General features: G+C 34.0%; 17 protein-coding genes, 1 other RNA gene and 1 pseudogene. 7 read left to right on the top strand and 12 right to left on the bottom strand.

Going from position 1 to position 22,163, the window contains the following annotated elements:
* The first annotated feature begins 335 nt into the window (after positions 1 to 335).
* Positions 336 to 729: a transfer-messenger RNA gene (ssrA, locus tag ADIWIN_RS19960) on the top strand.
* 364 nt (positions 730 to 1,093) lie between these two features.
* Here the strand turns inward: ssrA and bglX are convergent.
* The 11 genes and pseudogenes from bglX to ADIWIN_RS05335 form a co-directional block, all read right to left on the bottom strand.
* Positions 1,094 to 3,451 carry a beta-glucosidase BglX gene (gene bglX, locus ADIWIN_RS05375; RefSeq protein WP_020895492.1) on the bottom strand — a complete coding sequence of 786 codons (2,358 nt, stop codon included), beginning with the start codon at positions 3,449 to 3,451 and terminating at the stop codon, positions 1,094 to 1,096.
* A gap of 10 nt (positions 3,452 to 3,461) precedes the next feature.
* Positions 3,462 to 4,325, bottom strand: a complete 864-nt coding sequence (locus ADIWIN_RS05370) for an endonuclease/exonuclease/phosphatase family protein (protein WP_020895491.1) — start codon at positions 4,323 to 4,325, stop codon at positions 3,462 to 3,464.
* Between the two features lie 81 nt (positions 4,326 to 4,406).
* Positions 4,407 to 4,595, bottom strand: coding sequence for a glycerophosphodiester phosphodiesterase family protein (locus ADIWIN_RS21195; RefSeq protein ID WP_020895490.1), 189 nt, complete (start codon positions 4,593 to 4,595; stop codon positions 4,407 to 4,409).
* Complete coding sequence (locus ADIWIN_RS05365; protein ID WP_020895489.1) at positions 4,547 to 5,212, bottom strand: glycerophosphodiester phosphodiesterase; 666 nt, start codon at positions 5,210 to 5,212, stop codon at positions 4,547 to 4,549. Before ADIWIN_RS05365 ends, ADIWIN_RS21195 begins: the two co-directional genes overlap by 49 nt.
* Before the next feature lie 102 nt (positions 5,213 to 5,314).
* The gene (locus tag ADIWIN_RS05360; RefSeq protein WP_020895488.1) at positions 5,315 to 6,922 is read right to left on the bottom strand and encodes a RagB/SusD family nutrient uptake outer membrane protein; all 1,608 of its coding nucleotides are present in this window, start codon (positions 6,920 to 6,922) and stop codon (positions 5,315 to 5,317) included.
* Positions 6,923 to 6,941: 19 nt separating this feature from the next.
* Positions 6,942 to 10,016 (bottom strand): SusC/RagA family TonB-linked outer membrane protein, encoded by a 3,075-nt coding sequence (locus ADIWIN_RS05355; protein ID WP_020895487.1) that lies wholly within the window; start codon positions 10,014 to 10,016, stop codon positions 6,942 to 6,944.
* A gap of 300 nt (positions 10,017 to 10,316) precedes the next feature.
* Positions 10,317 to 11,705, bottom strand: coding sequence for a triple tyrosine motif-containing protein (locus ADIWIN_RS19450; protein WP_020895486.1), 1,389 nt, complete (start codon positions 11,703 to 11,705; stop codon positions 10,317 to 10,319).
* 53 nt (positions 11,706 to 11,758) lie between these two features.
* Positions 11,759 to 13,087, bottom strand: coding sequence for a ligand-binding sensor domain-containing protein (locus tag ADIWIN_RS19445; RefSeq protein WP_152487217.1), 1,329 nt, complete (start codon positions 13,085 to 13,087; stop codon positions 11,759 to 11,761).
* Positions 13,088 to 13,179: 92 nt separating this feature from the next.
* Positions 13,180 to 13,908 (bottom strand): MIP/aquaporin family protein, encoded by a 729-nt coding sequence (locus ADIWIN_RS05345; RefSeq protein WP_020895484.1) that lies wholly within the window; start codon positions 13,906 to 13,908, stop codon positions 13,180 to 13,182.
* A 20-nt stretch (positions 13,909 to 13,928) separates the two neighbouring features.
* Positions 13,929 to 15,424 (bottom strand): annotated as a pseudogene (gene glpK / locus ADIWIN_RS05340) (glycerol kinase GlpK).
* Positions 15,425 to 15,478: 54 nt separating this feature from the next.
* The gene (locus ADIWIN_RS05335) at positions 15,479 to 17,044 is read right to left on the bottom strand and encodes a glycerol-3-phosphate dehydrogenase/oxidase (RefSeq protein WP_020895481.1); all 1,566 of its coding nucleotides are present in this window, start codon (positions 17,042 to 17,044) and stop codon (positions 15,479 to 15,481) included.
* Between the two features lie 192 nt (positions 17,045 to 17,236).
* Here ADIWIN_RS05335 and ADIWIN_RS05330 point away from each other — a divergent pair, with 192 nt between their 5' ends.
* Positions 17,237 to 17,998, top strand: coding sequence for a DeoR/GlpR family DNA-binding transcription regulator (locus ADIWIN_RS05330; RefSeq protein WP_020895480.1), 762 nt, complete (start codon positions 17,237 to 17,239; stop codon positions 17,996 to 17,998).
* 28 nt (positions 17,999 to 18,026) lie between these two features.
* Positions 18,027 to 19,526 (top strand): sulfatase family protein, encoded by a 1,500-nt coding sequence (locus tag ADIWIN_RS05325; protein WP_020895479.1) that lies wholly within the window; start codon positions 18,027 to 18,029, stop codon positions 19,524 to 19,526.
* Positions 19,527 to 19,664: 138 nt separating this feature from the next.
* Here the strand turns inward: ADIWIN_RS05325 and ADIWIN_RS05320 are convergent, their stop codons facing one another.
* The gene (locus tag ADIWIN_RS05320) at positions 19,665 to 20,093 is read right to left on the bottom strand and encodes an FKBP-type peptidyl-prolyl cis-trans isomerase (protein ID WP_020895478.1); all 429 of its coding nucleotides are present in this window, start codon (positions 20,091 to 20,093) and stop codon (positions 19,665 to 19,667) included.
* A 250-nt stretch (positions 20,094 to 20,343) separates the two neighbouring features.
* Here ADIWIN_RS05320 and msrB point away from each other — a divergent pair, with 250 nt between their 5' ends.
* From msrB to ADIWIN_RS05300, 4 genes are all read left to right on the top strand, one after another.
* Positions 20,344 to 20,796: a peptide-methionine (R)-S-oxide reductase MsrB gene (gene msrB / locus ADIWIN_RS05315; protein ID WP_020895477.1), complete on the top strand. Its 453-nt coding sequence runs from the start codon at positions 20,344 to 20,346 to the stop codon at positions 20,794 to 20,796.
* Positions 20,796 to 21,335, top strand: a complete 540-nt coding sequence (gene msrA / locus ADIWIN_RS05310; RefSeq protein WP_020895476.1) for a peptide-methionine (S)-S-oxide reductase MsrA — start codon at positions 20,796 to 20,798, stop codon at positions 21,333 to 21,335. The genes msrB and msrA overlap by 1 nt, the downstream gene beginning before the upstream one ends.
* Before the next feature lie 76 nt (positions 21,336 to 21,411).
* Entirely contained in the window at positions 21,412 to 21,666 is a 255-nt protein-coding gene (locus ADIWIN_RS05305; RefSeq protein ID WP_040756599.1) for a glutaredoxin family protein, read from the top strand.
* Positions 21,645 to 22,160: a peptide-methionine (S)-S-oxide reductase gene (locus ADIWIN_RS05300; protein ID WP_020895474.1), complete on the top strand. Its 516-nt coding sequence runs from the start codon at positions 21,645 to 21,647 to the stop codon at positions 22,158 to 22,160. Before ADIWIN_RS05305 ends, ADIWIN_RS05300 begins: the two co-directional genes overlap by 22 nt.
* Positions 22,161 to 22,163 lie beyond the last annotated feature (3 nt).

Genomic DNA, 22,163 nt, shown 5'->3' with positions numbered 1-22,163 from the left:
GTATTCTAATTGTTAAGGTGCACTTCTAAAAAGCAAATCAGCAATGCTGTAAAATACTGATTGATGATTATATACATTCTTAAATGAGCTTTATAATTTGATAAACTTTTACTTAAGAATTTTTATTTATGAAGTATAAAATTTAATCTAAATTCTTACAAAAAACAGAAAAAGAAGGACATCATTACGACTATTAGATGCCATACAATCTGACAATAGTACCGAATAACACTATAAAACAAGATTGGTATAGCTTTTGCATTACTATTTTTAGTAATTTTGCAGCCCTCATTCAGGTTATCAATTTGATGAGATTTCTGCCTTTGCAGGAAAATGGGGTCGACTGGTTTTGACAGCGAGATTAATTAGATTGTAAGCACGTCGTGTAATGGCATTGATACACGTAAAAGGCTAGACCAAATTTTAAACGGCGAGAATAACTACGCTTTAGCTGCATAATCTGAATTACAGTAAGATTAAGCCTCGTCCTACTAGGTAGGAGTGCTAAATGTCTCGAGAAAGCCTTAGTTAATGGCGTTCTTTATTAGGCATCGTAAAAATTGACTTAGATTAGGTAGTGCTCTGATACCTTTTCGAGATTAAGGAGCTAAGCTAAAAGTGGGTTGTCTTTAACCAGCTTTAAGTCGAAAACCTAAGAAAAGAATAAACGTGTAGAAAGCCTTTTGGTTACTTGTTTGGACGAGAGTTCGATTCTCTCCGACTCCACAATTAAGCACAACTTTGTTGTGATTTTAAGCATAAAAAGCTCAACAAGTTTTACTTGATTGAGCTTTGTTGTTTAAAAGCGCTTGGGCTGAAAGTACAAAAAGTTGTATTTACAGGATGGGATTCACTAGAGAACAACGACGTTAATCTCTCCGAATCCACAACACTCACAACTGTGTTTTGAGGGACAACAACATAAAACCGTTCAATCAAGCTTGAACGGTTTTATGTTTTTAATTATTTACTGCAATTATAGCCACATATCTGAATTTGTTGTTTATCAAAAAACAAAATTCCCCTAAAATTCTCAATCTGTAATTTCTTTAATAAATTACCGAGCAAATAAGTGCTTTTGAATAAAACTTACTTATTCAACAACACTAAAACTTTGCTTTAATTCCGCAACAGAACTCCCTCCTACCCAAACTTCAAATGCACCAGGCTCTACCTCCCATTTTTTATTTGCTGTATAAAACTGAAGTGTCTCAGCATTAATTTTAAACGTGACTGTTTTAGTTTCTCCTGCCTTTATCATTAGCTTTTTAAACCCTTTTAATTCTTTAATTGGTCTAACCAAACTTCCTATTAAATCTCTAATATATAGTTGCACGACTTCCTCTCCATCTGTATCTCCAGCATTTGTTATAGACACAGAAACATTGATACTGTCAGTCGTTTTTATTTCAGTTTTATCTAATGTTAAGTTATCATATTTAAAAGTGGTATAACTCAATCCATGTCCAAATGGATACAACGCAAATCTTGGTGCATCTCTATAAGCAGAATATGTTACTTGTTTTGATCCGTGCGGTCGTCCTGTGTTTTTTTGATTATAATACAACGGCTCTTGCCCTACATGATGCGGAAATGACACTGGTAATTTACCAGAAGGATTATAATCACCAAAAACAACATCTGCTATGGCATTACCAGATTCCGATCCTAAATGCCAACATTCTAAAATAGTTGGAGCCACTTCCGAAGCACGAGTTAAATCCATTGGACGGCCGTTCATCAGCACAATTATAATGTTTTTATTCACCTTTTGAATAGCCTCTAACAATTCTAATTGTAACCCTTTAAATCCAATATCTACCTGACTTCGTCCTTCTCCAGTCTGGTAGGCGTCTTCACCTATAGCTAATAAAACCACCTCAGCTTTCTTAGCAGCTTCAACCGCTTTTTTAATTCCTGATCTATCGGTTGTATTAAATTCTAAAGGTATTAAAAACTGATTTTCGCCTGGCTTAACCGTTGGAACTGTTAACTCAATTCCTTTTTCATAATGTATAGTTGTTGACTTTGAAACTGCGTGCTTTACACCTTCTAATAGTGATACAGCAGAATTATAGTCGCCTTCTGCTCTCCAATTGCCTAAAGGTGCATTTTTATCATCAGCTAACGGCCCAATAACAGCAATGCTTTTTATGTCTTTTGAAAGTGGTAAGACTTGATTATCATTTTTAAGTAATACAATAGATTTCTTAGCTACATCTCTAGCAATTTCTAAATTCTCTTTAGAATAAATCTCAGTTTTCTCTCTTTCTGTATCACAATATTTATAAGGATCATCAAATAAACCTAACTGAAATTTGATTCGCAATACACGTCTCACAGCATCATTTATGACATCTATTGAAACTTTACCATCTTCTATCAATGTTTTTAACGAAGCTTCATAAGCATACGATTCCATATCCATATCACTCCCGGCATTAATAGCAATTTCTGAAGCATGCTTTAAATCTTTAGCATACCCATGAGCAATCATTTCGCCTATACTTCCCCAATCGGAAACCATTAGACCTGGCCAATTCCACTCGTTTTTCAACAAATCTCTTTGCAAATGTCTATGTCCTGTTGCTGGTATACCATCAATATCGTTAAAGGCATTCATAAACGTGGCCACACCAGCTTCTGCAGCTGCTTTAAAAGGCGGTAAAATACTGTTGTGAAGTTCGTACTCACCAATATTCACCGTATTGTAATCTCTACCAGCCTCTCCAAAACCATAACCTGCAAAATGCTTTGCACATGCCGCAATAGTATGCGTTGCCGATAAATCGTCTCCCTGAAATCCTTTTATTCTCGCCACTCCAATTTGAGTAGTTAAATACGTATCCTCACCCGAACCTTCCATTATTCTTCCCCAACGTGCGTCTCTAGACACATCGATCATTGGTGCAAACGTCCAGTTTAAACCAGATGCAGATGCTTCCTTAGCGGAAATTGCAGCTGATTTTTTTATAATATCCAAATCCCAACTCGCACTTTCACCTAAAGGAATAGGAAATATGGTTTTGTAACCATGAATGACATCATACGCAAAAATAAGAGGAATCTTTAATCGGGAATTCTCCATTACAATCCGTTGTGTTTCTCGGATTGAAGCTACGGAAGCTACGTTCAGCATAGAACCAACTTCACCTTTCTTTAGTTTATTGTACTTATACTGATCTCTTTCTGAAGTTGATGGACCTGTCGCATTCCATTTACCACTATACTGTACTAATTGACCTATTTTTTCATCAATGGTCATTAATGCTAATACAGAATCTACTTTGAGTTCAATCTGCTTATCTATTAAAGACGTTGTGTGTTTTATAAATCTAGAATTAGCCTCTACTGACGTATCAAAATCTACTGTAGCACAAGTAACAAGTAGAATCACAGCAGCCTTTACACTAACGACTGCAAGTAGGAATGTTTTTTTTGTATTAATCATTATACTAAAATCATTTTAACTCAATTTCTGTATACACAGGAAAATGGTCGGAAGGAAACTTAAAATCTATAGCACTTGAAAACACGGCATATTTATGTACAGTAATATTAGGCGATTTTGAAATGAAAATATAATCGATTCGACGTGTTACGGGTTCATTATATTGAAAGGCATTAAATGTTCCCTCTGGTCCAAACTTTAATGTGGCTATTTGTCTTGAATCTGACATAGTTGGTAAAATTTCTGTTACGACCTCACTATTAGGTTCTACATTAAAATCACCCATAAGCAGAACAGGATAGTTTTGGTTATTTTCAGAAGCTATTTTTTTAAGAATGAGTTTCATGCCTTCTTTTTGCGCTTCCCCACCAACATGATCTAGATGTGAATTGAATACCCAGAATTTTTTATCCGTATTTAGTGAAGTAAATAAACCATACGTGCAAACTCTTGGGTAAGCCGCATCCCAACCCTTGGAAACTATAGTTGGTGAATCTGATAACCAAAAGGTGTGTTGATTTTCAACTTTTAAGTTTTTTGAATTGTAATAGATTGCAGAAAACTCTCCTTCTCCATTACCATCTCTTCCTTCTCCAATAAATTTATAATCTGGTAACGATGCTTTTAAATCTTCAATTTGATTCGGCCGTGCTTCTTGTACTCCAAAAACATCTGGACTCAAAAATAAAATTTGCGAACTCAAAAAATCTTTTCGATTTGGCCATGCATTCTCACCATCTGAAGCAATATCTAAACGAATATTGTAAGTCATTGCCTTTAGCATTAAAGGAACATTATTAGCTTCCTGCTTACTTTTATTGGAATTACATCCTAAAAGTATAAGACTGATAATAAATAAATTAATTCGTTTCATTTATTTGTTGTTTCGAACTTGCAAAATAAGTATTTCAAAATAAATTATCGATAGCATAAAAATAGGCTCTGCTATTAAGATTTAATTTGAGCTATTAGAAGTCGCTTTTAGCCTTTTAAAAACCAGTTCCGGTTCATCTGTGGTTATATAATCAAAATCATGACTTAACAACCAATCAATATCCTCTTCCTTATTGGCTGTCCAAGCATTTAGTTTTAGACCTAAATCTTTAGCTTCTGTAATCCAATTTGGTTTGTTTTTAGTTTCCAAACTAAATAATCGAGTCCTGTAATACCATCCTTATGTAGGTCTTCTGGCGATTTTGAGCCATCTAGATATAAAACCTTAGCATTCGTGTCAATTCTTTTAATGTGTTTAATAACCTCGTAACTAAAACTGATGTAATAAGACACATACGCTTCTGCTTTGAGTTCTTTTACCAAAGCCACTGTTTTATCTGCCATAAGCATATTACGTCCTTCAATTTTTGAAGGTTTTATTTCGCAAACTAAACCTGTAGTGGTATTATTAGTCATACCAGCAGTAATGAAATCTTTTAAAGTTGGTAAGGTTTCTCCGTTTGATAACTTATGCTTAGCGAGTTCTTGATAGGTTGAGGATTCAATATCTAAACCTTCATAATCGGCATCGTGAGTAACGACAAGGATTTCATCCGCTGTCATACGAACATCAAATTCTGAGCCTGTACATTTTAAGCTGATTGCTTCTTTTAATGCCGCAATAGAATTTTTAGGTAAATCTTTAGCTTTCCATGCGCCTCTGTGCGCAATTACAGGGTTATCAGTAAAGGTAATTTCAGTGTCTTTAATTGTAGAATTGCATGAAGCAAATCCTATACACAACAACAAAATAGTTAAGTATCTCATATGTAATTGTCTTTTAAATATTTAACATCTAAATATTAAGAAAACAAAAAGGCAAGTGAACTTGCCCTTTTGTTTCTATAGAATGACTAATTCAAATAATTATTAATTATAACCATTATTTTGAGGATAATCTGAACCTAAAAGGTCTAAATCATTTTGAGATATTGGCCAGTTAATAAAATGTGATCTCCAATTTTCTCTAGGATCTTTAGCTCCTAAATTAGCTGGAAAATATTCCCCATCTCCTGCATAATTGGTCATTTGAAAATCAATAACCGATTGTCCCATTCGTTTTAAAGTAAACCAACGTTGCCCTTCAAAAGCTAATTCTCTTGCGCGTTCATCTAAAATGGTTTGTTGATTTACAGCCGTAACTGGTGCGGCACCAGCTCTAGTTCTAATAGCATTCAAATAAGGTAAAGGGTCACCTGAAGATCTCATAATAGCTTCTGCCGCTATCAAATAAGTCTCTGCTAACCTATAAACCATAATATTACCTCTAATAGTATAAGAAGATTCATCACCGTCATCTTGAGCAAACTTTATACAAGAAGGATGCATTCTTTGGTAATAAGATGCATAAGTCGAACTAGGATTATCTAAATCTGTTATTGGTGCATAATTATCGATCTCCTCACCAATTCTATCTCCAGAGGTGTAATAATATTTTAATCTAAAATACGTATCATCATCCCTTGTATCGTTAGGATCTTCAGCTATAAGATTTAATAAATATAAATTTGGTAAAACTCTAGAAAATCCTCTACCTCCCTGTTCATTATTGTATTCTATACCAGAAATTTGAAAAAATTGAGTCACATAATTCGCATTCATCATGGTGGCATTACCACCACCAAGTACATCATCTTTAGATTGTATTACAAATAATGCTTCTGAATTGTTTCTATCTCCTGCAAAAACAGCTGCAGTATTAGCCACTAAACTATGAGGACCTTCATCAATTAATGAAACAGCTTGATTTTTTGCTTCAGTCCAGTTACCTTGCCACATAGCTACTTTAGCCTTTACATGCTTTGCAGTTCCTTTAGTAACGCGACCAAAAGTATCCGTCCAATCTAAATTATCAATAGCATAATTAAGGTCGCTATTTATAAGTGCAAATACTTCTTGTTCTGAAGATTTATCGTTAATAACATTAAAAGCATTGTCTAAAGTAATTGTTTCTGTATTAACATAAATATTATTGTACATTCTGTATAAGTAGAAGTACGAATGTGCTCTAAAAAACTTCGCTTCAGATAAAATTTGGGCTCTTGTATCTTCATCTATACCGTCTAAAGTTTCAGCTGCATTTATTATTGAAGTCGCTTTATTGGCCATATTATAATAATGTTTCCAAAATAATGAAGACGCAAAATTAGCACCTTGATCTACTGGAGAGGTACCTCTTTCGTACCGTCCCATTAAGCCTGTATAACCAGATCTTGAAAAGGTTAAATCTCCTCTAGAAGACATCAATACCGCTCCCATATAATCCTCTGTGCTATTATCGTAGCGATCTCTTTCAAATTTATATAGACTTACGACACCAGACTTTAAGCCTCCTTCAGTTGTATAAATATAATCCGCATCAATTAATGTGCTAGGTTGTTCCTCTAAGTAATCTTCACAAGAAGTAACAACAAAGAATAGGGCTGCGGCTAGTATTAAACTCCCTTTTATTTTTGAATAAAAAAACTTCGTTTTCATAATATTATTCTTTTTTTAATTAAAATTTAACTCTTACTCCAAATGTGAATGACCTGGCATCAGGATAACCTGTATCTGCATTTGAAAAGGTAGATCTGATATTTACCTCCGGACTATACCCTATGTAATCCGTATCGGTAAACAAATTGGTACCTGTTACATAAAATCTAATTTGCTCGAAATTTAATTTAGATGTAAAATCATCAGATAAAGTATATCCTAAACTCACCGTTCTTAATCTAATATACGATGCATCTTTAACCGCTAAGGCATTTAAGTATTGGTCGGCGGCATCTTTATTAGGACGTGGAAATGTTGTTGATGGATTTTCTGGTGTATAATAATCGACTTTAACACCATTGATATCTCCTCTTAATGTACCACCATTATTGTACTCATTTAAGAATGGGTTAATTTTCGTAGCACCTTCAACAGCATAAAAGTCTACAAATAAATCAAAACCTTTATAAGCAACTGTTGTTGATAACGAACCAAACCAATCTGGATTAGGATCTATAAACACACGATCTTCTTGTGTAATTTTACCATCAGGACCAGCTATAATATTACCTTCATCATCGACTCCATTAATATCTTTAATTCTAATATCGCCAGGTCCTATATTTTCTTGTGGTAATGCAGACTCTGAATTAGCTTGAGGTGAATTTGCATAATCTTCTCCCTCTTGCCAAATACCATCAAATGCATACTGATAAATAACACCAACAGGCTGACCAACGTAATAGTTAAATGAATTATCTTCCGTTATAGCATCACCATTTCCATCGTTATAAAGTTCTAATATTTCGTTTCTGTTTTTAGACCAATTTGTAGAAACCGACCATCTAAAATCCTCAGTATTAAAGATGTTTGCTGTTAATCCAAGTTCGAGACCTGTATTTTGCATTTCACCAGCATTAAAGAATGTTGAATTATAACCAGTTACCGGAGGCACACCTCTTTTTAATAATAAATCCGTAGTTCTGGCATCGTACCAGTTAATATTACCCAATAAAATTCTATTGAAAATTGAAAAATCTAAACCAAAGTTTAATGTGGTGATTCTTTCAAATTTTAAATTAGGATTAGGCAAAATAGTAGATGGTGCATATCCTGAAGCTGTTTCTTCATCAAATACATAAGGTTGAAAATCAGCAGTAAAAAGTGAGGTATAAGCACGCCCTAAGTCATTAACTAAAGAACCATAACTTACTCTAAATTTCAGCTCTTGTATAGCACTTACATCTTCTAAAAAACTCTCATTATGTATTTTCCAAGCAAATGAACCTGCTGGATTATAACTCCATTTATTTCCTTCACCATTTAATGAAGCTCCATCCGCTCTAATTATGCCTTCAAGAGTATATCTATTTAATAAAGTATATCGCGCTCTTGCTAAATATCCTAAATATCGAAACTTATCTCCATCACGTTCTACAGTGACATTACCTATTGCTGTAGATATTCCGTTAAAACCTAAATCCTCATTTGGAAATCCTTCCCCTTGCGTAAATGTTCTTGAGAATGCATTTTCTTGGGTAGATTGTACTAAGGTTACATTAAGATTATTGTTTTCATTTAAAGTCTTGTCGTACGTTAAAATATTTTCAACTAAATAAGACTCTCTTAATTGATTATCAATTCTTGCAATACCTCTAACGTTATCACCTGCGCTACTTAGCGACGATTGATACTGTCCTCTTTCGGACATTCTTCTAGTTAAATTTGTTTTTAATTGATACGTTAAATCATCCGTAATTTTCCATATCGGAGTGACGTTAATGACATAATCATTTCCTTTTTCTTCGTGATTTTGTTCGCGTAAATTCCATAAAGGATTTACACCCGATCCTTCTTCTCCACTTGGATAACGCGTTATACTACCATCTGCGTTATAAGCACTACCAAAAGGTGAGTTAGTAATAACATTAACATTCGCCGCTCTATCTGTATCGTCGCTTAATAAGTTTAAATCGAAATTAACAGAAAATTTTTCAGATATTTTTTGATCAACATTTAAACGTAATGTTTTTCTAGAATAACTAGACGTTGGTATAAGTCCATCTTCTTGAAAGTAATTTATACTACCAAAGACTTTAGTCATTTCTGTACCACCACTTACACTAATAGCCTGACTATTAACGAAACCGTTTCTCATTAATTCATCTTCCCAATCTACAAAACGATTATTCTCCAGATTATCATACTCAACTGCTGTAAATACATTATCAACAAGATCATCAGGATAACTATCATCTGCTCTAGTTGACCTCCAAGCCTCTCTTCTTAATTGTGCTAATTCCTGTCCACTATAAACATCAAAATTCCTTTCAATTGTTTTTGTAGTTAAAAATCCATGATAGCTAACACTTATTTTACCTGAAGTTCCACGTTTAGTTGTTATTAAAACGACACCATTAGCACCTCTAGAACCATAAATAGCCTGAGCTGAGGCATCTTTTAAGAACTCAATAGATTTAATATCATCTGAGTCAATATCTTCAATACCACCCTCTCTAACGATACCATCAACCACATAGATTGCACTTACATTACCTTCAATAGATCCTTGACCTCTAAAAATAATATCGGAAGTTCCACCTGGTCTTAATGTTCCACCACCCACATTAACTTGTAGTCCCGCAATTCTACCACGAAGCATTTCGTTAACATCTGAGGTTGGTGATAAAGTGGCCTCTTCTAAGTCTACAGTTGCAACCGCATTTACAATATCACTTTTCTTTTGTGTACCATAACCAATAACTACAACTTCTTCTAAAGCGCTATCTTCTTCTAAAGTTACTGTGACCTCTCCCGAGCTATAAACAACCTCTTTAGATTTAAACCCTACATAAGATACCACCATAATAGCAGATTCATTTGAAACATCTAAAGTAAACACACCATCAAAATCTGTTTGTGTTCCATTAGAAGTTCCTTTTTCTATTACAGACGCACCTGGTAACGGCATATTATCTGAAGCAGAAAGCACTTTTCCTTTTACTGTGGTCTGTGCAATCAGAGAAAACGAACTGCACAATAAAAAGAGACAGAAGAATATTTCAATTCTTGATTTTTGAAATTTTAATTTCATGAATGATTGATTTAGTTAAAAATTAAAGCCCAAAACTATCATTTCAAAACATGTAGAAATGAGATGCAATGTTAAGCTTTTGTAAATTTAATCTCAAATAATTGCTAATTTGACAATCTATACCTCGATAAAAAACGAACATCATAAAATTCAGTAAAAATAAATATTAAAAAAATCTCGGTAAGTATTATAAACATTAGCTTTATCGAGAACTCGAAATTTCTTAAAAAAACCAAAAATTTAGCGTAAAAACACGCTTGTCGAGGTAAAGTCGTGGTAGAAAACTTGATTGTCGAGGTGTTAGAATTTTAAGATATAGTTAACTAAACTGTCATCATGATTTAAATGTAATCTTTTCCTTAATCTGTAACGTTTAGTCTCCACACTTTTAATGGATATATTAAGCAATGGAGCCATTTCTTTAGAGGATAAATTCAAGCGTAAATAAGCACAAAACTTTAAATCATTGGGTGTTAAATCTGGATGTGCAGCCTTAATTTTATCCATAAAATCTTTATCAGCATTGTTAAATGCTTCTTTAAAGAATTTCCAATCCTTATTATTATTTAAGTTGGTATCAATTAAATCTATTGCACTACCAATATCTTTATTGCTTCTATTACTTTTTAACTCCTTCTTTATTTTATTAAGTAACTCATTCTTCTTAATGATACTCATTGTAGAAATAACTAACTCTCTATTTTTCCCTTCGATATCTTGATTTAGTTTTTCATTCTTTATTTGAATGAGTGCACGTTCACTTTTTATGTGTTCATGCTTAAGAATTCGTTCGTAGTAAAACTTATAAACCTTATTTACTAAAAATGCAATTCCGATTAAAATTAAAACATACATCAAAATCGCTAAATTGGAAATATACCAAGGTCTGTTAACCTCAAAATGATATACAATTGTATTCTCTGTAAGCTGATTTCCCACTTTCCCTTTAACTTCCAAAGTATAATCTCCAAATGATATATTCTCAAATTGCACATTTGATGCATGAGACCAGTCACTCCATTTATCAGAAAGTCCTTCGATTTTATAACTATAACTAACATCTAGAAATTTATTGTATTCAGGAACCGAAAACCCAAATGAAACGATACCTTTTTCGTGTTCAAATGAACCACTTTCTGTTAAAGACAAATAATTAGAACTCCCATCAATATTCTTTTTCATTATGGTATTAAAATGAATTGAATGCGGAGTGTCGGCTTCAATATTTGATAAATCGAGCGTTAGATAACCATTTACAGTTCCTAAAATATATTTTTCACCTTCTATATGCTGTATATTTTCAAAACCTAAAACGCCTTTTCTTAGACTAGAAGGAATTGAGATATCTGTAATCTGAGGTTTATTAGTAAGATTGTCATTAGTAATATAGCTTATATTATTTTCGAAAAATAACCAAAGCTTACCCGTTTGATCAACCACCATTTTTCCTGAAGTGAAAGTTTTGGACGCAATCAAATCTGTTAAAGCACTATTTTTTACAAATTTATGTTCAACTTCATTATAATTAAATATGCCGTTTTTTGAAGTATACAGTATATCTCCTTGATAACTCTCTAAACTAGAACTATTACCAATGGATAATTCTGAAACATCTACCACATCTAAAGTCTTAGTAAAATCAGAATTCATATTTAATACAAAAACTCCCTTATACTCATGGTTGACCATGATTTGGCTAGCTTTATTAATTTCGAAAAAGCGCGATGAGTTTTTAAAGTTTTCTATTTTATTCCTGACCTCCCAAGTTTTATTTTAAGTTCTAAAACATACAAACCATCATAGTTTCCTTGAAGCAGTAGGTTGTCATGATTTGGAATTTTCTTAAAATTCCAAGCTCCTAAATCTGAACTAATTTTTTCTACCTGATTTCCATCAACACTAAAAGTTCCTAAATGATGACCACATATCAAACTTTCGTTATTATGATTATATAAGCTCCATACCTGACCCGCTGTACCTTCTACAAAACTAAACGCTTCATCTCTAGACTTTAGCGGCCTATAAAACAGTCCTTGATTTGTTCCAACATAGAGTAAATCCTTGTAAATAATGGTAGAATACACGGTTCCTAAAACCCCTTCGTAATCTATAAATGTTTGTATTGGTGATGTGATGTTTATACAGTTAATACCATTGTCTAGTCCTGCCCAAACATTATGATTTGCATCTTCAAATAAGGCCAAAACAGTATTATTACTTAATCCTAATTTCTGATTTATCACATATTCAAAGTCACCTGTATTACTGATTTTTACAATTCCATTAGAAATTGTTCCAATAACAAAACTGTTATCTTCAAGCTTTATACTGTTAAATATATTTAACCGTTTTAAACGTTCATTTGCAGAAATATCCCATATTTCTAACTGATTATTTTTGACATGAAAAAAACCAGAATTTCGGGTAAGTATCCTAAGAACATCATCCACAAAAAACATATTAATAACTCGATCTTCTAAAACGACAGCGTCACTGATTATTAATTTAGGTTGCCCATCTTTAATCAGATAAACCCCTTCATTTGCTACATGATAGTAAATGTGATTATTAAGATTAAATACCTTATAAATAATTTGCTGAGACGTAATAATTTTAAAAACCCCTGTTTCCTTATTGAAAAAATACAACGCATGACTCGATTGAAAAAGCACCCATTCACCAAGATCTAAAATGTTCCAAATTTGATCATCATTAATATTGGCTTCTTTTAGTTTCGGAATTAGTGATGTATAATTTAGTAATCCTTTTTCATCCTTCAACCAATACCCAAAGTCTTCATAGCAACCCGAATAAATTCTATCGCCAATAACATTTACAGCTCTCAAAATAGTATTGTTTGGCGAGGGATACGCCACCCAGCTAGAACCATTAAATTCTAAAAGTCCTTTATTATTTGCTGCATAAATATAATTATCCGCACCTTGAGAAATCATCCAATTCTGATTATCACCACCATAATCTGAAGCTGTAAATTTTTCAATAGGTGGTAATTCTTGCGCAGGAAGCATCAAGAATACATTTAGAAATAATATAAATATGAAGTGTTTCATCTGTTTCGTAAAGATAGTTTTAGATAATGAACAAACAAAATGCCAGCTCGTTATGAACTGACATTAAAATTATATAACCTTAAAATATTAATCTATGACAGCGCAAGCATTAAAAAAGCTGCTAATGCTCCGCCAGTTAATGGTCCTAAAACAGGAATCCAAGCATAAGACCAATCACTTTTTGCTTTATTTTTAATGGGCAAAATAGCATGCATAATTCGTGGCCCTAAATCTCTTGCCGGATTAATAGCATAACCTGTTGTACCACCTAAAGACAGACCAATAGACCAAACCAAAAATGCTACAGGCAATGCACCTAAAGACCCTAAACCAACTACTGTTTCCGTATCATTAATACTTGCATCTGTAAAATAAAATATGGTTAATAATAAGACAAACGTTCCTATCATTTCACTAAAAAAGTTTGAAAACGTATTTCTAATCGCTGGCGCAGTACAAAAAACTGCTTTTTTAGAATCTGCGTCTTCTGTTTCGTCAAAATGGTTTCTATAAGTTAACCAAACTGCAGTAGATCCTATCATGGCTCCAATCATTTGAGCTAATATATACATCGGCACATCTGCCCAAGGAAAATCACCCGCTATCGCCACAGCAACTGTAACTGCAGGATTAATGTGAGCTCCACTGTATGGACCTGCAATAACCACTGCAACATAAACTGCCAAAGCCCAACCCGTTGTAATTACAATCCATCCACTATTATTACCAATGGTTTTATTGAGAACGACATTTGCCACAACCCCTCCACCGAGTAAAATTAAAATTGCTGTACCAATAATTTCTGCTATAAATGGTGTCATATCTTAGTCTTAATAAATGATTAACTGTTTTTAGTCCAATATTCTAAAGCATCAATAGCCCGATACCAACCTTTAATATTGGTTTCAATTTCGGCTCTATCCTCTTTTGGACTAAACGTTTTATCGGCCTGCCAAATATCTTGAATTTCTTCTGGATTTTCCCAATAACCTACAGCTAACCCGGCTAAAAACGCAGCCCCCATTGCTGTCGTTTCAACTACTTTTGGTCTAACTGTTATCGTATTTAAAACGTCTGACTGAAATTGCATTAACATATCATTAATCGTCGCCCCACCATCTACACGCAATTCTTTAATTGACAATTCTGAATCTGCTTCCATGGCTTTTAAAATATCCATAGTTTGAAATGCAATGGACTCTAAAGCTGCTCTAGCAATATGCGCGTCTGTACTTCCTCTAGTTAAGCCAAACATGGTGCCTTTTGCATGCTGATTCCAATGTGGTGCTCCTAATCCAGCAAAAGCCGGAACAAAATACACTCCATCATTACTATCTACTGAAGCTGCTAATTTTTCTACATCTGAAGAATTTCTAATAATTTTTAAACTATCGCGTAGCCACTGCACAACTGCTCCTGCTATAAAAACACTGCCTTCTAATGCGTATGTTGTTTTTCCATTAATTTTCCACGCGACTGTGGTCAATAAGTTGTTTTTTGAAACGATTGGTTTGTCTCCAATATTCATTAGCATAAAGCAACCGGTTCCATAGGTATTTTTAACCATGCCTGGTTTGGTACACATTTGTCCAAATAATGCAGCTTGTTGATCACCTGCAATTCCTGCGATAGGAATTTTAGTATCATAAAACGTGGATGTGGTATGACCATAAACTTCACTAGACGCTTTTACTTCTGGCAACATACTTTTAGGAATAGTCAGTAACTCTAACAATTCATCATCCCATTCCATGGTATTGATGTTAAACATTAACGTTCTAGAAGCATTAGTAACATCTGTGACGTGTTGCTTACCTTTTGTAAAATTCCAGACTAACCAACAATCAATAGTTCCTAAAATTAAATCTCCAGCTTCGGCTTTTGCTCGCGCTCCTTCAACATTATCTAAAATCCATTTTACCTTGGTTCCAGAGAAGTACGAATCTATAACTAGTCCTGTTTTTTCTTTATAAGCTCTGCCTTACCTTCATTTTTAAGTTGATCACAGTAATCTGAAGTTCTTTTATCTTGCCAAACAATCGCATTATAAACAGGTTTTCCTGTGTTTTTATCCCAAACCACGACGGTTTCACGTTGATTTGTAATACCAATTGCTGCTATATGTTCGACATCTAATCCATTTTTAGCAATGGCTTCTGCTGCAACTCCGGCTTGTGAAGACCAAATTTCGATAGGATCATGCTCTACCCAACCTGGCTTAGGAAAATATTGAGTAAACTCTTTTTGAGCTATTGAAACAATACTACCTTTTTTATCAAAAACAATTGCCCTAGAACTCGTTGTACCCTGATCTAAGGACAGAATATATTTACTCATAATTTATTAGTTTATTTATTAGTTTACCGAAGTAGAGTTCGGAATAAATTAATATTATTTTAATATGTATTGATCTGCAATTTGTATAAAATCTGAAATTTGTTCAACTCTCCAATCATCAGTTTCATTTAATTCTACTCTTAATAATTCGCCAACAAGTGGTGCGATTTCTATAGCTGCTTTTGCGTCTAAAAATAATATTCGCACACGCCTTGCTAAGACATCCTCTATCGTTCTGGCCATTTCATGCCTTACAGCCCAAATTATTTCTGCTTTTGTAAACTCTAATCTTGGATGCAAAAGTTCTCCTAATTCAGGATTCTCTACAACAAGCTGAGCAATACCTTTTTGGTCTGTTCCGTAAATATAAAGATGATTTTCACGATCTACAGTTCCGTTAGAACCATGAATTTTAATGTTTTGTGTTTTGCATTTTGCGCTTGGTAACTTTTTTAATTCTATGACCTTATCCACGGTATCTTGAGCCATTCTTCTGTAGGTAGTCCATTTTCCTCCAGTGATCGTAATCAATTCAGAATCTGAAACTATTATTTTATGACTTCTAGAAATTTCTTTAGTTTTTTCGGATTTATCTTTTGGTGCTGCCAAAGGTCTTAGTCCGGCATAAATACTTAACACATCGGCTTTGCTCGCTTTTTTATTAAGATACCTGTTTGCTGTCTCTAAAACAAAATCGACCTCTTTATCTAAAGCTTTTGGCTCTAAACTATGACTATCTAATAAAGTATCTGTTGTACCGACCACAACTCTATTATGCCATGGTACTAAAAACAACACACGACCATCATCCGTTTTAGGAATCATTATAGCATCATTTCCTGGCAAGAATGATTTATCAAATACCAAATGAATGCCTTGACTTGGACGAATACTGTTCTCTGCCGATTTATTATCCATTTGCAAGACCTCATCAGAAAAGACTCCTGTAGCGTTAATAACTGTTTTAGCATTTAAGGTATATTCAGTGTGAGTTTCGGTATCTATAGCAACGACACCATTAACTAATCCATTATCGTCTTTTTGAAGGTTTTTTACCTTAACATGATTCAAAACTGTCGCACCTTCTTCAATACAACTCTGTGCAATGTTTACGGCTAACCTAGAATCATCAAATTGACCATCGTGATAAACAACCCCACCTTTTAACTTATCTGTTTTCAAAGTTGATAACCTAGCAATGGTTTCACTCTTCTTTATTCTTATCGACTTTCCAAAACTTAATTTTCCGGATAAAAAATCATAAACTTTCATTCCGACTGTGTAGAAAAAATTATCCCACCATCTATAGTTTGGAATTATAAAGGATTGATTACTTACTAAGTGCGATGCATTTTGCAACATTAAACCTCTCTCATATAATGCTTCACGAACCAAATCAATGTTTCCTTGCGCTAGATATCTAACACCACCATGCACTAATTTTGTACTTCTACTCGAAGTTCCCTTAGCAAAATCAACCTGCTCTAAAAGCAATGTTTTATAACCACGAGTCGTGCAATCTAAGGCAACACCTAATCCCGTTGCGCCACCTCCAATAATAATAACATCCCAATTTTCGGTCGTTTTTAACTGATCTAATAAAGTTTCTCTTTTGAACAAAATAGTGTATTTGTATTACAATTAGTTTCAAATATAAATAAATTAATTCAAAATGAAACAAAATGAAACTTATATTTTGATAATAATGAAGATTATCGAATAACACCAACTTCATTTTGTTTCGTTTTATTATATTTGTTTGTTTTCAAGCCTTATCATTATCAAAAATTACATCGCATCAAAATTCAATACATGAAGAGACATCAAGACATATTAGACAGGTTAGAGAAAGAAAAACATCTTGAAGTTTTAGACTTATGTGAGATTTTAAATGTTTCTGCAGTAACCATTAGAAAAGATTTAAAACTTCTAGAACAAAAAGGTTTGCTCCACAGAACTCATGGTGGAGCTTCTTTAGAAAACCCATACATTAATGAACGTACGGTTTTAGACAAAGAGAAAATCTCAGTAGAAGAGAAAAATGGTATTGCACAAATGGCCGCAAGTCGCATTGTTGAAAACGACTCTATTTTAATAGCGTCAGGAACAACCGTTCAAGCCTTTTCAAAATACATTCAACCCAAAAACAAACTGACAGTAATTACGTCTTCGCTTCATGTGGTTCTGCACCTTATACACGATAAGAATATTGAAATCCTTCAACTTGGCGGCTATATAAGACACAGCTCTGCTTCTGTTATTGGAAATTATGCGGAATATATTTTACAAAATGTGTCTTGTAGTAAATTGTTTTTAGGTGTTGATGGCATTGATTTAGAATACGGACTTTCTACTACAAACCTAGAAGAAGCGGAATTAAACAAGAAAATGCTAAATGCGGCTCAAAAAGTGATTGTTTTAGCGGATTCTTCAAAATTCGGAAAAAAGAGTTTTGCTCGCATATGTGACCTTTCACGTGTGGATGAAATTATCACAGACAGCGGTATTTCTGATATAAAAAGAAAGAAATTAGAAGAAAAAGAAATCAAAGTCACGATTGTAGATGGCTTATAAACTTGAATTAACCTAAACAGCTTTTAAAATGAAACACGTCGCAGCATTACTAGTTTTTGCTTTATTATTTTCATGTCATTCAGAAAAGAAGAAAAGCGAAACCTCTTCAGAAGACATCGTAATTCAGAATGAAAAACCGAACATTCTTTTAATTGTTATTGATGACCAAGGTTATGCGGATTTTTCACCTTTCGACAATTTTGACACCTCCGTTTCTAGTCCAAATATCGCACGATTAGGAAAATCTGGTACGGTTTACTCACAGGCTTACGTTACAGCTCCTGTTTGTAGTCCATCTAGAGCAGGAATTATTACAGGAAAAAACCAGTTTCGTTGGGATAAACCCGCAAGTTGGGGACCAGGGTTACCAGACGACGTAAAAACAATTCCTGAATACTTAAAAGAAGCAGGCTACCACACAGCGCGTATTGGCAAAAATGACTTAGGTCAAAATTTTCATAAAAATGATGTTAGAGAATATCCATTACAACATGGTTATGATGAGTTTTTAGGGTTTTCTGCACACGCTCACGATTATTGGTTAAATTCTCAAAGTATCAAAGACCGCACTCCAGATCCTTATGGCACTAGTGCTTTACTGGGACCTTTAATGCATAATATGGGAGAAAAAAGTTACGAAGAGGGTTATCTTACTGATATTTTAACGGACGAGTCTATTGAGTATCTAAAACGTAAACACGACAAGCCTTTCTTTTTAACACTATCTTACAGTGCTGTTCATCATTTAATTCACGAAGTACCAAAAAAATATTTAGATAAGTTTAATGTTAAAGAGATTCCTAACTACGATCCTGATAACTTAGAAGAGTTTGGAAATCATAAACCAGGAAGTTACTCAGCGTACTATGATAAATACTCTAGAGTTGGCGCGATAAACACAGAGGACTTACGAAAATACTATTTAGCCAATTTGAATTGTTTAGATGATAATATTGGTCGTGTTTTAGATGCGTTAAACGAAACCGGATTAGGTAAAAACACCTTAGTTGTATTTGTTTCAGACAATGGAGGCTCTCCACTTACAGGAGCAAATAACGCACCACTAACAGGTGGCAAATACTCTCTTTGGGAAGGCGGCATCAGGGTACCAATGGCAGTAAGTTGGCCTGGGCATGTGGAAGCTGGTAAAATCGAAAAACGTTACGTCTCTGCATTAGATATTTTACCGACATTAACAAACGCAGCAGGAATTACAATAACTGATAAACACATTGATGGCATCAGTTTACTTGAACCAAACGAAGATCGTTTATTAGTTTGGAAATGGCAAAAAACTTGGGCTGCACGACAAGGGAAATGGAAAATAACGAACGCCAAAGAAAACCACTGGAAGAGTGAACCATCGGCACAGTATATTGCTCCAATTAGAGATGATTTAACTATCAAATTATTTGATATTGAAGCTGATCCTGGAGAACGCCATGATGTTTCAGCGCAACATCCTGAAATAGTTAAAGAACTTCAAACCGCATACGATGCTTGGTGTGACGCAAATATTATAAAGTAAATAGCCTTTTTGCCCTTGATTTTTAATAAAAAACCTGTAAAGTTGAACTTTACAGGTTTTTTTATTTTGTCACATTGGGTGCATTCGAATTACCACTAAAAGTAATTTTCAGGTCTTCGACTGCGCTCAGACTGACACTTATTTAATCTCTACTAATTCTAGATCAAATACTAACTCTTGTCCTGCTAATGGATGATTTCCATCTACAACGATATGGTCATCATTAACTTCTATAATTTTAAAAGGGTGCTCGTTACCTTGTGCATCTTTAGATACTAAACCTAAACCAATTTCTGGCTTAACGTCTTCCGGAAGTTGTGCATTATCTACTTTATGAAATAATTCTTGTTTTACCTCACCATAAGCTTCAGTTACAGGAATATCTACCGTTTTTTTGTCATTCACTTTCATATCAATAACTGCACTTTCAAAACCAGGAATCAACATGCCTTTACCTAAGGTAAACTCTAATGGCTCACGCTCTAAAGAACTGTCAAAAATTTGTCCGTTTTTTAATTTCCCTGTGTAATGTACTTTTACTGTGTCATTTTCTTTTACTAAGCTCATACTTCTTGTTTTCATTTATTTAAGCTACAAAACTATTATTTATAAGACAGAATAAAGAATGAAACCGAAAATTTCCGGAGTATTTAAGAAAAACTTAACGTGAATAATTAATTGTAAGCTGTAAATTTAGAAAGATACCTAGGTAACGCACTTATAATTTTATAACTGTAAGACATTGAAAAACATTTCGACTACCTTTATCTTGAAAATAGATAGACAAATCAATTATAATAACAAAGGACCATTAACTATGTTAACTTGGAAAGAAGTCATCAACTTTTCCGTAAAAGGAAATCCAACTCCAGATAAACGAGTTGAAAAAACAGAAGCAGAATGGAGGGCTCAATTAACTCCTGAGCAATTCAGAATTACGAGACATAAAGGCACAGAACGCGCACACACTGGTGAGCTTTGTACTGCTTATGACGAAGGCAAGTACAATTGCGTTTGCTGCAACACTCCTTTGTTTGATTCTACCATAAAATTTAGCTCAAGCACAGGTTGGCCGAGTTTTACACAACCCATAAAAGAAAACGCTATTAAATACGAAAAAGATACTACTTTCGGAATGGTACGCGTGGAAGTGATGTGTAATACTTGCGATGGACATTTAGGACATGTATTCCCAGATGGACCCGAACCTAGTGGATTGCGCTATTGCGTGAATTCAGAATCCATGATTTTAGATAAGGAGATTGCCTAATGACGACTAAAAATTTACAAATAGCAACCGTTGGCGGAGGCTGTTTTTGGTGTACAGAAGCTGTTTTTCAGGAAGTAAAAGGTGTAGAAGAAGTCATATCTGGATATTCTGGTGGAACTGTTCCTGGAAGACCTACATATAGAGAAATTTGTTCTGGTTTAACGGGGCATGCTGAAGTTGTACAAGTTACTTTTGATGCTAACGTGATTAGCTACGAAGATATTCTAGTCATTTTTATGACCACACACGATCCTACAACGCTTAATCAACAAGGAGCCGATCGCGGAACACAATACCGTTCTGTGATTTATTACCATGGTGATAAACAGAAAGAAATTGCAGACCTTGTACTTAAAGAGATGATGCCGTATTATGAACAACCTATTGTCACCGAATTATCTGCTGCTCCTGTTTTTTATGAAGCAGAAAAAGAGCATCAAGATTTTTATGAAAGCAATCCAGAATATGGCTATTGTAGTTTTGTAATAGATCCAAAACTAGCGAAGCTAAGAGCGCTTCATTCAGATAAGTTGAAATAATCATAAAACACATAATGAGAGCTACTTTCTTCTGAGAGTTGCTTTTTTAAATCAAAGAAAAGAACGCGAATAAAAAATGTCTTCTAATTTAAAAATCAAGTTATACGGCACATCGCGATGCCATAAAACTCAACATTATATAAAGGTTTTGAATGAAAGTGGCTTACAGTATTCGTTTTTAGATGTTGACATCAATGAAGATTATGCTGAAGAATTAAGGAACTTATACACCACAAAAAAACTTAATTTCCCAACCATCACACTAGGCACTAAAAAATTACGAAATCCACCAGACGCTGAATTAAATAAATGGATAGACCAACTAAAATAGCATTTGGAGGTGGCTGCCATTGGTGTACCGAAGCTGTATTTCAATCTTTGAAAGGCGTATATAATGTAGAACAAGGTTTTATCGCTTCTACCGAAGAAAATAGCTCCTTTTCTGAAGCTGTTATTTTACATTATAATTCTGAGAGTATTTCACTTCAGGTTTTAATTGAAATTCATTTACGCACTCACCAAAGTACATCTGCACATTCTATGCGAGACAAATACCGTTCTGCCATCTATTATTTTTCGAAGGCTCAAAAAGCAGAAGCCAAAACCCTACTTCAGACGTTTCAACCTGAATTTGAAAATAAATTAATTACTGAAGTATATCCGTTTTCAGAATTTAAAGCGTCTCGAGAAGCCATTCAGAATTATTATCAAAAAAATCCTGAAAAACCTTTTTGCGAACGCTTTATAAATCCTAAATTGAGGCTCTTATTAGAGGATTTTTCAAATCATATTGATACAGACTTTATTCCCAAAACAATACAATAGAGA

The sequence above is a fragment of the Winogradskyella psychrotolerans RS-3 genome (assembly GCF_000427335.1).
In the GTDB taxonomy this organism is placed as follows: Bacteria; Bacteroidota; Bacteroidia; order Flavobacteriales; family Flavobacteriaceae; genus Winogradskyella; species Winogradskyella psychrotolerans.
Note: the sequence above shows the minus strand (reverse complement) of the source record. Positions and strands in the feature narration are given on the sequence as shown.